Origin of the sequence: Microbacterium profundi (assembly GCF_000763375.1) — a bacterium.
Lineage (GTDB): Bacteria > Actinomycetota > Actinomycetes > Actinomycetales > Microbacteriaceae > Microbacterium > Microbacterium profundi.
Genome location: NZ_JPSY01000001.1, coordinates 1,397,083 through 1,410,612, shown reverse-complemented (window position 1 = coordinate 1,410,612; position 13,530 = coordinate 1,397,083). Strand labels below are relative to the sequence as shown.

Annotated in this window: 12 protein-coding genes; 6 read left to right on the top strand and 6 right to left on the bottom strand. The window is 68.3% G+C overall.

The annotated features are described in order from the left end of the window. Positions 1–20: 20 nt before the first annotated feature. From JF52_RS0106625 to JF52_RS0106605, 5 genes are read right to left on the bottom strand one after another with little or no spacing between them, the layout of a single operon-like run. Positions 21–929: a carbohydrate ABC transporter permease gene (locus tag JF52_RS0106625; RefSeq protein WP_084595633.1), complete on the bottom strand. Its 909-nt coding sequence runs from the start codon at positions 927–929 to the stop codon at positions 21–23. Beyond that, positions 926–1,951: a carbohydrate ABC transporter permease gene (locus JF52_RS0106620; RefSeq protein WP_327036960.1), complete on the bottom strand. Its 1,026-nt coding sequence runs from the start codon at positions 1,949–1,951 to the stop codon at positions 926–928. Before JF52_RS0106620 ends, JF52_RS0106625 begins: the two co-directional genes overlap by 4 nt. Beyond that, a complete protein-coding gene (gene ngcE, locus JF52_RS0106615; protein ID WP_033105509.1) occupies positions 1,948–3,366 on the bottom strand; it encodes an N-acetylglucosamine/diacetylchitobiose ABC transporter substrate-binding protein in 1,419 nt (472 codons plus the stop codon). Before ngcE ends, JF52_RS0106620 begins: the two co-directional genes overlap by 4 nt. Before the next feature lie 36 nt (positions 3,367–3,402). Next, on the bottom strand, positions 3,403–4,155 hold the full coding sequence (locus JF52_RS0106610; protein WP_052166815.1) for a sugar isomerase domain-containing protein: 753 nt from the start codon (positions 4,153–4,155) through the stop codon (positions 3,403–3,405). Then, a complete protein-coding gene (locus JF52_RS0106605) occupies positions 4,152–5,096 on the bottom strand; it encodes a MurR/RpiR family transcriptional regulator (RefSeq protein WP_160175042.1) in 945 nt (314 codons plus the stop codon). The genes JF52_RS0106610 and JF52_RS0106605 overlap by 4 nt, the downstream gene beginning before the upstream one ends. 119 nt (positions 5,097–5,215) lie before the next feature. On the opposite strand from JF52_RS0106605, the gene JF52_RS0106600 reads away from it, so the two are divergent. The 6 genes from JF52_RS0106600 to JF52_RS0106575 all read left to right on the top strand — a co-directional run bounded on the left by JF52_RS0106600 (position 5,216) and on the right by JF52_RS0106575 (position 10,817). Continuing rightward, positions 5,216–6,184: an N-acetylglucosamine kinase gene (locus JF52_RS0106600; protein WP_160175041.1), complete on the top strand. Its 969-nt coding sequence runs from the start codon at positions 5,216–5,218 to the stop codon at positions 6,182–6,184. Between the two features lie 92 nt (positions 6,185–6,276). Beyond that, positions 6,277–7,179, top strand: a complete 903-nt coding sequence (locus JF52_RS0106595) for an SIS domain-containing protein (RefSeq protein ID WP_033105508.1) — start codon at positions 6,277–6,279, stop codon at positions 7,177–7,179. Positions 7,180–7,187: 8 nt separating this feature from the next. Next, positions 7,188–8,204: an ROK family protein gene (locus JF52_RS17750; RefSeq protein WP_084595782.1), complete on the top strand. Its 1,017-nt coding sequence runs from the start codon at positions 7,188–7,190 to the stop codon at positions 8,202–8,204. Next, on the top strand, positions 8,201–9,151 hold the full coding sequence (locus tag JF52_RS0106585; RefSeq protein ID WP_052166812.1) for a 1-phosphofructokinase family hexose kinase: 951 nt from the start codon (positions 8,201–8,203) through the stop codon (positions 9,149–9,151). The genes JF52_RS17750 and JF52_RS0106585 overlap by 4 nt, the downstream gene beginning before the upstream one ends. Beyond that, positions 9,148–10,050, top strand: coding sequence for a class II fructose-bisphosphate aldolase (locus JF52_RS0106580; protein ID WP_033105507.1), 903 nt, complete (start codon positions 9,148–9,150; stop codon positions 10,048–10,050). The genes JF52_RS0106585 and JF52_RS0106580 overlap by 4 nt, the downstream gene beginning before the upstream one ends. Beyond that, entirely contained in the window at positions 10,047–10,817 is a 771-nt protein-coding gene (locus JF52_RS0106575; RefSeq protein ID WP_033105506.1) for a DeoR/GlpR family DNA-binding transcription regulator, read from the top strand. Before JF52_RS0106580 ends, JF52_RS0106575 begins: the two co-directional genes overlap by 4 nt. Before the next feature lie 225 nt (positions 10,818–11,042). Here JF52_RS0106575 and JF52_RS0106570 read toward each other — a convergent pair whose 3' ends face one another. Beyond that, complete coding sequence (locus JF52_RS0106570; RefSeq protein WP_033105505.1) at positions 11,043–13,517, bottom strand: CHAT domain-containing protein; 2,475 nt, start codon at positions 13,515–13,517, stop codon at positions 11,043–11,045. Positions 13,518–13,530: the final 13 nt, after the last annotated feature.

The window sequence follows — 13,530 nt, the reverse complement described above, 5'->3', positions numbered from 1 at the left end:
GTCCGTCCGTGGGAGGCGCGCTACTTCGAAGTCCCCTGCGACACCGAACCCTGCAGCTGGCGCTGGAAGAAGATGTACACGATCAGCACCGGGACGATCGTGATGATCACGGCGGCGAACATCTCACCGAAGTCGAGCGCGTACCCCGCGGACGAGGCGTAGGACGCCATGCCCTGTGAGAGCACGTACTTGCTCCTGTCGGTGTTCAACGAGATCGGCAACAGGAACTGGTTCCACAGGCCGAGGAAGTTCATGATCGCCACGGCAGCCATCCCGGGCTTGGCCATCGGCAGCATCACCTGGAAGAAGGTGCGCCATTCGCTCGCACCGTCGACGTATGCGGCCTCCTGGATCTCATAGGGCAGCGACTTGAAGAACGAGAACAGGAAGAACACCGTGAACGGCAGTGCGAACGCGACGTACGTGATGATGAGGCCGGGCAGCGTGTTCAGCAGCCCCATGCCCTGCAGGATGAAGAACAGCGGGACGATCGCGAGGAAGACCGGGAAGGTGAGTCCGGCGAGCATCAGGTAGTAGATCACCCGGCTGCCCGGCACCGAGAACCGTGCCAGCACGTACGCGCACATGGCGCCGAGCACCATCACGAGCACGAGCGAGACACCCACGACGATGACCGTGTTGATGAACATGCCGCCGAAGTTGTTGCCCACCCAGGCGTTGATGTAGTTGTCGAAGCTCCAGTTCGCAGGCAGGCCGAACGGCGATGCGAAGATCTCCTTCGTGGTCTTGAAGGAGCCGATGAGGGTCCACAGCATCGGCATGATCACGACGAGCGACCAGATGATCAGAACCACGTGGGATGCTCCGCCGACGGCCTTGTCGCCCTTGGTGGATTTCGTCCTCAAGGCGGTCGGCCGAGTCCCCGACTTCGGGTCGATCGTGACCGCTGCGCGCGTGTCGAGACTCATGAGCGCCCTCCTTCATCCTTGCCGCCGATGAGGCGGAACACGCCGATCACGATCGCGGCGAACAGCAGCGTGATCACAGCGAGGACCACACCCATCGCACTCGCCAGGCCGAACTGGCCCTTCTCGAACGCGGTGCGGAACAGGTACTGGCTCATCACCAGGGTGCTGTTGCCTGGACCACCGGTGGAATTGAGGCCCACCATGTAGACGAAAGCATCCAATGCCAGGATGCCGAGATAGATGTAGGCAGTCTGCACGTTGTCGCGGATCTGCGGGAGAATTATCGAGGTGACAGTGCGGAACCGGCCGGCCCCGTCGATGCGCGCGGCTTCGAGGGTCTCAGATGGAACCCCCTTGATCGCGGCGATGAACAGCACCATGTAGAAGCCGACCATGCTCCAGACGATGACGAAGATCGTTGCGCCCATGGCGGTGCGCGCGTCGCCCAGCCACGCGAAGCCGTTCGTGTCGACCCCGATCACCCCGAGAAGACCGTTCAGCAGGCCGCTGGGCGTGTAGATCATGTTCCACAGGATCGCGATCACGATCGCGGGGATGACATACGGGAAGAAAGACACCACGCGATAGAAGCTCGAGCCCGTCAGGCCGCGTACTTGACCGTGGCTCGGGCCGCCGACGGTGATCATGCTCGCGAAGATCAGGGCGATCACGATCGTGATCAGCGGGACGACGATCGCGAGCAAGACGTTGTTGCCCATGGCCTGAAGAAAAGTCGGGTCCTGGAACAGCTTCACGAAGTTGTCGACGCCGACGAAGTCCATGTTCGGCGAGAAGCCGGTCCAGTTCGTCATCGCGTAGTAGACGGCCTGGATGAACGGCGAGATGACGAAGATCAGGAAGATCGCGACCGGAAGCCCGAGGAACACCAGCAGGAACGACACATAGTCGAACGTCATCCTGCGGCGCAGCCCCGCACGGGGCGCCTTGCGGCGTCCCGTGCGGGCGGTGACGACGGCGCTGGTGTCCAGCGCCGCGTCGAGGCCAGGAGCGTTGAGGGTCACTTGATCTCGATCTTCTCGATGGAACTGTCGTTGCGAATCTTGTCGGTCAGGTCCTGCAACTGCTTCGTGATGTCTGCGACCGTCATCTTGCCGTCGAGGAACGAGTTCCAGATCGGCAGCTGGTCGGAGTTCATGCCGTACAGGTTGAATGACTGGATCGTGAACATGCCCGACCCGGCCGACGCGATCATCTCCCCCTGCGACACGAGCGCCGTCGAGCCGAAGCCGTCCTCGGGCACGATGTCCTTGACGACGGTCGGGGCGAGCTTCTCCTTCGAGAAGGCCGACGCCGCCTCCTTCGAGAGCATCGTGCGCAGCAGCTCCTTGCCCCCGGCGGGGTTCTTCGCCTTGGACGGCACGATGAAGGGTTCACCGGCCTCGGCCCGCATGAAGCCGGCAGGCGTGGTCGCCTTGTCGTCCAGGGGCATCTCACGCACGCCCTTCATCTGGAAGTTCTCGGCCGTGGTCTTCTTCATCTCGTTCTCGATCCACGACCCGGACGGGTACAACAGCGCCTCCTGGTCGAGGCTCCACTGCGCCTGAGCCTCGGTGAACTGCGTGCCACCGCCACCGGGCTTGACGTAACCGGCCTGGATCAGCTCGTACAGGACGGTGAGGATGGACTGCAGAGTCGGATGCGACCAGCATCCTTCTTCGAGGTTCTCCAGCGGCAGGCGCACATCGTCGCCGGACTGGATGATGGCAGAGTCGACGACGAAGGTCTGGTAGTAGGTCGCCGCTTCCTTGCCCCAGAGGAACAGGTACTTGCCCTGTGCCTTCGCCGCCTCGCCGAGGGCCTTCAGATCCTGCCAGGTCGTCGGCGGCTCCCAGCCGTTCTCCTCGAACAGGCTTCCCGAATACCAGATGCCGTACGTGGTGAACACGTAGTTGATCGCCGCGAACTTGTCGCCGAAGGTGCCTGGGGCCTTCACGCCGTCGAACAGGGTGTCGGCGATCTTCGTGCCCTCGAGGTTCTCGGCCTCGAGCACGTCGCTGAGGTCCTCGAGCTGGTCGAGGATGGTGTTCCAGCCGATCGAGTTCGCGCCGGAGTTGTCGACGAGATCCGGCGGGTTGCCGCCCACGAACCGCGGCTGCAGCTCCTGTGCGATCTTGGTGGAGGCGGAGACCTTGGCGGTGACGCCGTCCAGGCCCTTGTTGCCGGCCATGATCTTGGCCGCGTTCTCGACGTAGTCGACGCCGTAGCCGCCGTCGAAGATGACCGCGTCGACCTCGGTGTTGGCTGCGACGCCGAACGGGTTGTCCGCGGTGACCTCGCCCTTGGCGCCGCCTCCGCCTCCGCCGCCACCCGGTGCTGCGCAGGATGCGAGGGACATGCCAAATGGCAGCAGCAGCGCCGTCGCTGCAGCGCCGCGCAACAGGTTGCGACGGCTGATGGAGGTTTGTGTGAGTTCCATCTTCGTACCTTTCATTGTGGTGATCAGTGTTCGGGTTCAGGCGCCCCGGCGCATGCGACCGCGATAGCGGTCTTCCAGGACGGAGTTGTGCTCATCGCCGCCGGGGATGTTGGCGGAGATGTACATCGGGGGAGTCTCGCCGCGGTCGGCGATGGTGCGTGCGACGCCGAGCGTGAGCAGCTGGGCGATGAACGCGGCGGTGATCGATGAGATGGCTCCGGCGCCGATACCGCCCGTGACTTCGAGGGTCGTGTCGCCGTAGGGGGCGAGGTTGTCGATCACGACGTCGGCGACGTCGGCGAGGCGCTTGCCGGACGGATGCTTCGGTTCGACGCGCATGGTGTGCTCCATGCTCGTGACCGCGATCACGCTGTGTCCGCGCTCCTTCGCCCACAGCGCTGCCCCGACGATCGATCCGTTCACACCGGAGTTCGAGGCGATCATGAAGACGTCGCCCTCGCCCACCGGGACCGTCGCCATCAGCTCGTCGACCAGCCAGGGTTCGCGCTCCAGTGCGCTGGTCAGAACGTCCACTTCGCGATCGCCATGCATCACGAGGTCGCGCAGCGCGAACTTGTTGGTCGGGATGAGCCCGCCCGCCCTGCCGGAGATCTCCATCGCGAACGCCTCGGAGTGACCGGTGCCGAAGGCGTGGATCACTCCGCCGGCATCCAGCGCCGCGACCATCAACTCGACCGCGGGATCGAGGGCGCCGGCTTCGGCATCCGCAGTGAGGCGGGTGAGGCGATCGTTCGCCTCACGGAACAGATCGGACGGTGTCGCGGTCAACTCGCAGCCTCCTGGATCTCGGACGGGGATTCCGGCGGCTCATCGCCCGAACGCTGGTTCAGCGTTCGCGGTCGGCGATGTGCGGACACTGCTGTCGCGGTGGCGGCAAGCCGCCGCGTGGCCGGATCGAACATCTGCTGTGCGATGAGTAGGTAGAGCAGGTCGATCACGAAGAGCTGCGAATGCTTCACCGACATGTCGTCCGGTCGCAGGTAGCCGACGGGTGCTGCGGTGGTTATCGACACGTCTGCCACGTCGGCGATCCAGCTCTCGACGTCGTGCGTGATCGCGACGGTGAGCGCTCCCACGGCTCCGGCCTGCGTGAGCATCTGCACGGTCTCGTTGGTCTGCCCGGTGCTCGACACTCCGATCGCCACGGAGCCCTCGTCCTGCAGCGCGGCACTCGCCAGGCCGTCATGCACATCCGACCACGCGTGCGAGTTGATCCCGATGCGGTGCATCCTGCGCTGGAACTCCTGGGCGATCCCCGCACTGCCGCCCAGGCCGTAGATGTCGACGTGCCGGCTCGCGGTGATCGCGCGCGCGGCCCGGCCGACGGCATCCAGATCGATGCCCTCCCGCGTCGTCTCGAGGCCGCTCACGTGCACGTTGAGGAGCGTGCGCAGAATCTTCTCCGGTGAATCCGTCGGCTCGAACTCGGCGCCGATGTCGGTGATCCAGGCATGCTCGGCGGACGCGTGTCCGAGCTCGGTCGCGATCGCGACGCGGAACTGCGTGTACCCCGCGAAGCCGAGGGATCGGCAGAAGCGCGTGACGCTCGCAGGCGAGCTTCCCGCCCGCTCGGCCAGCTCGGTGATCGTCAGTTCGGCCGGGGTGGTCGGGTTGGAGATCACCAGATCGGCGATCTTCGACAGCGCGGAGGGCATGGCGTCGCGACGCTCGGCCAAGCGGGCGACGATCGCGCCATTGCCCGTGCTCATGCTGCGTGGCACCATTGCCCCCAGAACTCGTCGCAGTAGGTCTGCGTTGCGTTGAAAACTATTCTCACCGTCGAGGAACGTCAAGTTAGGGCGAATAACAAATGGGTCACAACACTCTGATGCTGGGACTTGACGCCGGCGGGACGTCGACCAGAGCAGTGCTGATGACGAGCCAGGGGGAGTGCGTCGGGTACGGCGTCGGGGGTCGAGGGAACCCGATCGCCACGGGTCCTGATCTCGCCGCGCAGGGGGTGCTGGATGCCGTCGCTCTGGCGCTCGCACCGTCATCTCGCGCCCTCGCAGATGTGTCGGTGATCACGGTGGCGATGGCCGGGCAGAAGGCCGCGGAGGGCGAAGGAGCGTGGCTCGGTGATCGACTGGCCGCGGAAGGGTTCGCCGGCAGACTCACCTTCGAATCCGATCTCCTCGCGACCTACTTCAGCGGCTCGGTGGAGCCTTTCGGCTATGCGATCGTGGCGGGAACCGGCGCGTGCGCCGTCCGTGTCTCGGGCGGACGGATCGCGGGGACTGCCGATGGGCTCGGATGGCTGCTCGGCGACCGCGGAAGTGGCTTCTGGATCGGGCGTCGGGTGGCGAGGGCGGTCGTTCGGGACCTCGACGACGCCGGTCCGGCGACGACGCTGACCGGCGCAGTGCTCGAGCATCTCGACATCGTCGAGGACGCGACCCGCAGAGAAGGGCGCTCGCGCACACTCGAGAATCTGGTCGGTGCGCTCTACGGCGCCAGGCCGATCGAGCTCGCAGCCCTCGCACCGCTCGCCTTCGCGGCTGATGACCAGGTGGCCGAGAGCATCCTCCGTCGAGCGGGCGAGCACCTCGCCGATTCGTTCGCCGCGGTGCTGTCCGGCCCTGGACCTCTCGTCGTAGGAGGAAGCGTGCTCTTCCGTCCGAGTGCCGTCAGGAATGCCTTCATGCAGCGCCTCGGCGATGCCGCGGCCGGTCTCGAACTGCTTCCGGTCGTCGACGGGGCGGTCGGTGCGGGCGTGCTCGCGCTGCGTGCCGGCGGCGCTCGACCGTCGTCTGAGATGCACATCAGGCTCCGCGAGTCGCTCTCGCACTTCCGCTGATGCCGACTGGTGCCGCGTCATGCTCGCACGATACTCTATGATCGAAAGCAGAAGCAATCAATCAAAATAAAGCATTCGGAAGGCTCGATCACATGACCGACTCGGTCCCCGGCGCGTTCATGCGTGCGGAGCTCCTCTCCCAGCCCGAGACCTGGGCGCGCGCCGCCGACATGCGCGACGAACAGAAGGTGCTGCCAGCGGCCGGCGCACGGGTGGCCGCCATCGGCTGCGGAACGTCGTGGTTCATCGCGCAGTCGTATGCCGCTCTGCGGGAGACCGCCGGCCTCGGCGTCACGGATGCGTTCGCGGCATCCGAGGCGTTCCTCGACCGTGACTACGACGCCGTCGTGGCGCTCACCCGTTCGGGAACGACCAGCGAGGTGCTCGAAATCACCGAGCAGATCAAGGGCCGTATCCCGGTCATCGGCGTGATCGGCGACCCGACCTCGCCCCTGGTCGATCTGGTCGATGAGGCCGTCCTGATGCCGTTCGCCGACGAGCAGTCGGTCGTGCAGACGCGCTTCGCCACCACAGCGCTCACCCTGTTCCGCTCCTCGCTCGGCCTCGATGACGACGTCGCGCGCTCGATCGCGGATGCTTCGACCGTGCTCGCCGAGACCGATGACGCCGCGCTCGCCGAGGCGGAGCAGTACACGTTCCTCGGCCGCAACTGGACGATCGGCCTCGCGCACGAGGCCGCACTGAAGATGCGCGAGTCGTCGCAGTCGTGGACCGAGTCGTACCCGTCGATGGACTACCGGCACGGCCCGATCGCGATCGCCGCTCCCGGCCGCATCACCTGGCAGTTCGGCGTCGCACCAGATGGGCTCGCGGGCCAGGTCGAGGCGACCGGTGGCCGCTTCGTGCAGCACGACGTCGACCCGCTCGCCGACCTCGTGCGTCTGCACCGCGTGGCACTGGACCGTGCCGTGGCCAAGGGCCTCGACCCTGACCAGCCGCGCAACCTCACCCGCTCGGTCGTCCTGGACGCGTGATGACGCGGATGGAAGAAGAGTTTCCCGGTTCCAACGACCTGCGAAGCCGGGAAACTCTTCTCGCATCCGGTGGGCGGCGGGCCGCAGGTGGAGTAGAAGACGCGGCACGCGGCATCGGCGCAGGGGCGGCGGTGCTCGCCTTCGACGTCGGGGGCACGGACATCAAGTCGGCGATCTTCGATGCGGACGGCACGGCTCTCGGGCTGCGCCGCACGCCGACGCCGCCGCTGGGCGATGATCCGGCCGCCGCGCTGATCGAGGAGCTCGCTCGACTTTCCGAGGAGCTGCGGGCGCAGCATCCGCTCGTCGTACCGGCAGCGCTCGGCTTCGTCGTGCCGGGGATCGTCGATGCGGATGCCGGGATCGGCGTCTTCGCGAGCAATCTGGGTTGGCGTGATGCACCGCTTCGTGATCTTGCGGCGGAGCGGCTGAAGCTGCCGATCGCGTTCGATCATGATGTGCGCTCGGCGAGCTGGGCGGAGCACCGGCTCGGCGGCGCACGGGCGCACGACGATGTCGTGGTGCTGATCATCGGCACCGGGATCGCGGGCGCCATCCTCGTCGGCGGCGAGCCGTACACGGCGGGCGGCTACGCCGGTGAGATCGGGCATTCGCCGATCGCCGACGGGCCGGAATGCGCGTGCGGCGCGCGCGGCTGCCTCGAGGCGATCGCGTCGGCGGGGGCCATCGCCCGCCGCTACGCCGCCGAGACCGGCACCGTTCCCGACGGAGCCAGGGACGTCATCGCCCGCGCGGCCGCCGGCGATGCGGTCGCCGCGCGCATCTGGGACGACGCGCTCGACGCGCTCACGATGTCGCTCGCGCAGCTGACCGCGATGTTCGCACCCCAGGCGATCGTGATCGGCGGCGGTCTCTCGCGCGCCGGCGGTGCGCTGTTCGACGAGCTTCGTGCGCGCCTGGCGGCAAGACTCAGCTTCCATCGGATGCCGGAACTGCTGCCCGCAGAACTCGAGGGCGACGCCGGGCTCCTCGGCGCAGCCCTGCGGGCGAGGGAGCTGGCGTGATCCTGACCGTCACCGCGAACCCCGCGCTGGACCTGACGTGGGAGATCGACCGCATCGAGATCGGCGGCGCGCACCGTGCCGACACCGGCGTTGTGCGTGCCGGAGGCAAGGGCCTCAACGTCGCCAGGATCGCTCAGGCGCAGGGCTTCGAGGTCTGCGCCGTGACGACCTGCGGCGGGGCGACCGGCGCAGAGCTGCGCGATGAACTCGACGCGAGCGGGGTTCCGCACGTGCTCATCCCGGTCGCCGCCCCCACCCGCCGCAGCGTCGCGTGGGTCGATCGTGCACTCGGCGACACCACGATCGTCAACGAACGCGGCGCGAACCCGAGCGCGCAGGAGTGGTCGGCGTTCACAGCGGCGGTGCGTGGGCGGGTCGCCGCGGCATCCGTGCTCGTGATCTCGGGCAGCTTCCCTCCCGGGGCGCCGTCAACGATTCTGCCCGAGCTCATCGCGGCGGGCGCAGGGCGTCCCGTGATCGTCGACACCTCCGGACCTGCGCTGCTCACTGCGGCGGATGCCGGAGCATCCGTCCTCAAACCCAACAGGGCCGAGCTCGCCGAAGCCACGGGCATGGCCGATCCGATCGAGGGGGCTCGCTCCCTCATCGCCCGCGGGGCGGGGCTCGTGCTGCTGTCGCTCGGCGACGATGGCATGTACGCGGTCACGGCCGATCGGATGCTGCGTGCGCGGTTGTCCGAGCCGCTCGCAGGCAACCCGACCGGAGCCGGTGATGCGGCAGTCGCCGCCGCGGCGACGCTGCTGGCCGACGGCGAGGATGACCCCGAGCACATCCTCTGCCGTGCGACCGCGTGGTCGGCCGCCGCGGTGCTCATGCCTCTCGCTGGCGAGATCCACCCCACCTGGCGCGACCTCGAACGCGCGCTGATCCTCGATGGCGACTCACCAGTGCCCGCCGCACCACACGACCCGGAAGAGCCCGTATGACACTCGTCTCCGCCGCCGAACTCGTTCGCGCCGCCGCCACTCAGAACCGCGGGATCGGCGCCTTCAACGTGATCCACCTGGAGACGGCAGAGGCGCTGGTCGCGGCATCCGCTCAGGCCGGACTTCCGGTCATCCTGCAGATCTCGCAGAACTGCGCGAGGTATCACGGTGCGCTCGAGCCGATCGCCCTCGCGACGCTCGCGGTGGCCCGCCGCGCCGAGACCCCGGTCGCCGTGCACCTCGATCACGCCGAGAACCCCGAACTCGTGGACGAGGCCATCGCCCTCGGATTCGGGTCGGTCATGTTCGACGGCGGTGCGCTGCCCTACGACGACAACGTCGCTCTGACCCGTGCTGTCGCCGCCCGCGCGCATGCCGCCGGCGTGTACGTCGAGGGCGAACTGGGCGAGGTCGGCGGCAAGGACGGAGCACACGCGCCGGGCGTGCGCACCGACCCCGACGAGGCCCGCGCGTTCGTCGCCGAGACCGGGGTGGACGCATTGGCCGTCGCGGTGGGGTCGTCGCACGCGATGACCGATCGCAGTGCATCGCTCGACATCGCGCTCATCGGCAGGCTGCGATCCGCGCTGCGGGACAGCGGCCGAGATGGTGCCGATGTGCCCCTGGTACTGCACGGATCGTCCGGCGTCGCGGATGCTGTCATCATGGATGCTGTGCGCGCAGGCATGACGAAGATCAACGTGTCCACGCATCTGAACGGCTTCTTCACGCGGGTGGTGCGGTCCGTCCTCGACGCCGACGAACGCCTGGTCGACTCGCGCAAGTACATCGCTCCCGGCCGCGCGGCGGTCGTCGACGAGGCGGCGCGGATGCTGAGACTGTTCGCGCTGCAGGGCGCTGCACCCGAGACTTCCGCCGCGTCTGAGGAACCGGCGTGAAGCGTGCAGCGCGGCTGACCGCGATCCTCGACCTGCTCGCCGCCCAGGGCGAGGTGAGCGTCGACGAACTCGTCGAAAGGCTCGATGCCTCCCCGGCGACGGCGAGGCGCGACCTCGACAGCCTCGCCGAGCAGCGACTGCTCACCCGCACGCACGGCGGCGCGGTGGCGCAGTCGGTCGCCTACGAACTGCCCGTCCGCTACAAGAGCCACCAGCGCACGCAGGAGAAGGACGCCATCGCGCGCGCAGCATCCGCCCTCGTCACGACCGGAGCCGTCGTCGGGCTCTCCGGCGGCACCACGACCACCGCGATCGCGGCGGCGCTCGCCGCCCGCGCCGACCTCGGCGAGTTCACCGTCGTCACCAATGCGGTGAACATCGCCGCTCAGCTCGCGACCAGGCCCGATATCAAGGTCGTCGTCACCGGTGGCGTGATCCACTCCCGCAGTTACGAGCTCGTCGGTCCTTTCGTGGAGCAGCTGCTCAGCGGCATCCGGCTCGACATCGCCTTCATCGGCGTGAACGCACTCTCCGCCGAAGACGGTGCGAGCACCCACGATGAGCGCGAGGCCGCCGTGAACCGGATGATGGCTTCGCGCGCGGCCCGGGCCATCGTGGTGGCCGATTCGAGCAAGATCGGCCAGGCGGCATTCGCGTTCGTCGGCGGGCCGGAACTCTTCCCGACGGTCATCACGGATACCGGGATCGCCGACGCCGATCGCGTCGGTCTGGATGCCGTCGGGCACACGGTCGTCATCGCCCGCTGACCTGCGGGCGGAGTGGCTGCCGTGCATCGAACACACGAGGGGTGCGCGCGAACTGATCGCGCGCACCCCCGAGTTGGTCGGTGTCTGTCGTCCGCGTCCCCACACGCAGCCCCAGTGACCGGCGCCCCCGTGCGCTCCTTGACCCTCCCGGAGCGCTTCGCCTGACACCTTCCACATATCAGGAGCGATCAGTGCCCCTCCTGATACATCGGAACCGGAATTCGCTCAGAAGCCGCTGCCATGGCACTGGAACGGAGTCCGGTGGCCGGTCGCCTCTGATGCCGCGGCCAGCGCGACGGCCGGGCTCTCGTCGCGGCTGAGGCCCAGGTGAACTGCGGCCAGGAGGGTGCTGGCGATGTCATCGGAGACGACGGCGGGGGCGGCGATCACGCTCCTCGTCCCCGCGTGCAACCACACCCGCGTCATCCCGAGCGCCTCCTCACCCCACCGCACCGACGAGTGCCCCAGCTCGCAGGCCGAGAGCACGACCGTCTCGGGTGGGTGCGGTATGAGATCGACGTCGTACCCGAACAGCGTGCCGTCGGCGAGCTCGAAACCGGCGAACAGCGGGTTGTCGACGGCGTGGTGTCCGTGAGCGGCGATGTGCAGCAGGTCGACGCGTCCGGCGAGATCCGTGACGGCATCGACTCTCGCGTTCTCGCCGATGAGTACGGCAGGGTCGGGCCAGGCGGATGCTGCGGCATGCACCTCTTCGACGGCGCGGGGAACGCGCGGTCCGCCGACGAAACCCACCGACCTCATCGGCGCCGCCGTCGGACGCTCCTGCATCCATCGCGACACTGAAGTGGCGAGAGTGAACGGCCGGGCGTGATTGGTCGGCAGCATCGCCCACGGGATGCCGGCGAGGAGACCGGGCACGGTCAGCACGAGGCGACGGGTTCCGATCGCGATGCGCAGCGGACCGAGCAGTGCCTCGTCGAGGCGCAGCATCCGATCGTCGAGCGCGCGAGCGACGACCTCTGCCATCGGACCGCTGCGGATGGCGGCCGACACGTCGAGGTCTGCACGCAGTCCGTCGGAGGCGCGCTTCACGTCGGGCCAGTCGAGGTCGACGATGCGGCTGGCGTCGGCGGTCGTGACGAGGCACAGCAGAGACGCTCCGGTGAAGACGTACGACAGCACTGCGGTGTCCGGATCGAGCGAGGCCCTCAACTCGTCGAGAGTGACCCGTGGACGCAGATCCCCGGCGCCCGTCTCCGTCCACTGGCGATCGCGCACTCGATCACGAAGCGCGCGCACGCGGGGATCGGTGGTCCATTCCGTCCCGGAGAGATCTGTGCGCAGCATCCGCAATGTCGCCAGGTCGTCGGCGAGATGACCGTCGCGCGGCGGGCGCACGGGAGCCACCTGCTGACTGAGGTGGCGTGCGCGCTCGGACCAGTCGAACAGGATCGCCGGGTCCCGGCTGTCGCCGGCGGCTGCGAGTCCTCGGAAGATCAGACCGGTGCCGTGCATCGCGAGCGACACCTGCAGGTCGAGCGCGCCGAACGACCGCTGCCAGTCGGAGAGCAGGTCGAGTCCGTGGGCTGCATGCCGACGGGCCTCGGTGGAGCGTCCGTGCGCCTGCGCGCGAGCGGCGCGCACTTCGGCGGCGCGCAGACGCAGCGGGGTCGGGGAGTCACGCGCAAGACGGGGGAGGCGCTCAGCCGCGTCCGGCTCGCCGCGCTGATCGGCGGCGAGAGCGGCGCTGAATCGTACAGCCGTGGCCTCGGCGGGGAATCCGCAGGCGCTCAACGTTTCGACGGTCGCGGCGAACTCTGCGGCGGCCGGGAGAGCGGCACTACGCCCGCCCCGGAGATCGTTGGCGAGCGTCCTGGCGAGCCGGGCATCGAGGCGGATGGCGTCGCTGCGCGCGGCCCAACTCTCTGCACCGAGCGCGCGGAACCGGCGGGCAGCCGAGCGGGCGACCCCCTCCGCCCGCGCAGGATCGTGTCGCACCAGGGAGCGGGCGAGGTGATACTCCGCCTCGGCCTGCGACTGGCGCATCCGAGCGGCGCCGAAGGTCGTGGCGACGCTGTCGAGCAGGCGTTCCGCCTCGTCGACGAGGCCGGCGTCGCGCAGCACCTCGGCCCGATCGAGGTCGCTCATCGCCGCGCCCTCGGGGGAGCCGGCGGCGATCACCGGGCGCGATCTGGCCATGAGCTCGAGCGCTTCGACGAGGTCGCCGCGCAGCAACGCGGTGTAGCCGAGATTGTGGCGCGCTTCTGCCGCCGCGGCCGCGTCGCCTTCGGCCTCGTAGATCGTGACCGCCTGTTCGAGATCGGCGGTGGACGCGGCGAACGCCCGTCGGTGCATGTGCACGAGGGAGCGATTCAACAGACAGTTGGCGCGCGCTGTTCCGCTTAGGCTGGTGATCGCCCGAGTGAGCATCTCGTCGGCGTCGTCCAGGCGCCCCGCGCGCGTGAACAGAAGGCCCAACTGGCCTGCGACGATCGCCTGGGTCTCCGCACTCACACCGTCGCGGTCGAGTGCTTCGCGGCACAGCGCTTCGGCCCGCGCCGCCTCGCCGGTCTGCGCGAGCACATAGGCCATGGTCCCCGCGATCCGGGACTGCAGATCGGCCCCGGCATCCGTCGCCCTCGCTGATGCGCGCTCGAGGAGTCGGCGCGCCGCTGCGTACCGCTGCGCGTTCGAGGCGTCGCGTCCCCGCTCATACAGCTCACGCGCAGTAGTCCCCATTGCCTCAGGATGC

Excerpts from the sequence above, each read along its gene's own strand:
- JF52_RS0106625 (WP_084595633.1), bottom strand. The coding sequence starts at position 929 with ATGAGTCTCGACACGCGCGCAGCGGTCACGATCGACCCGAAGTCGGGG.
- ngcE (WP_033105509.1), bottom strand. The coding sequence starts at position 3,366 with ATGGAACTCACACAAACCTCCATCAGCCGTCGCAACCTGTTGCGCGGC.
- JF52_RS0106605 (WP_160175042.1), bottom strand. The coding sequence starts at position 5,096 with ATGAGCACGGGCAATGGCGCGATCGTCGCCCGCTTGGCCGAGCGTCGC.
- JF52_RS0106600 (WP_160175041.1), top strand. The coding sequence starts at position 5,216 with ATGCTGGGACTTGACGCCGGCGGGACGTCGACCAGAGCAGTGCTGATG.
- JF52_RS0106595 (WP_033105508.1), top strand. The coding sequence starts at position 6,277 with ATGACCGACTCGGTCCCCGGCGCGTTCATGCGTGCGGAGCTCCTCTCC.
- JF52_RS17750 (WP_084595782.1), top strand. The coding sequence starts at position 7,188 with ATGGAAGAAGAGTTTCCCGGTTCCAACGACCTGCGAAGCCGGGAAACT.
- JF52_RS0106580 (WP_033105507.1), top strand. The coding sequence starts at position 9,148 with ATGACACTCGTCTCCGCCGCCGAACTCGTTCGCGCCGCCGCCACTCAG.
- JF52_RS0106570 (WP_033105505.1), bottom strand. The coding sequence starts at position 13,517 with ATGGGGACTACTGCGCGTGAGCTGTATGAGCGGGGACGCGACGCCTCG.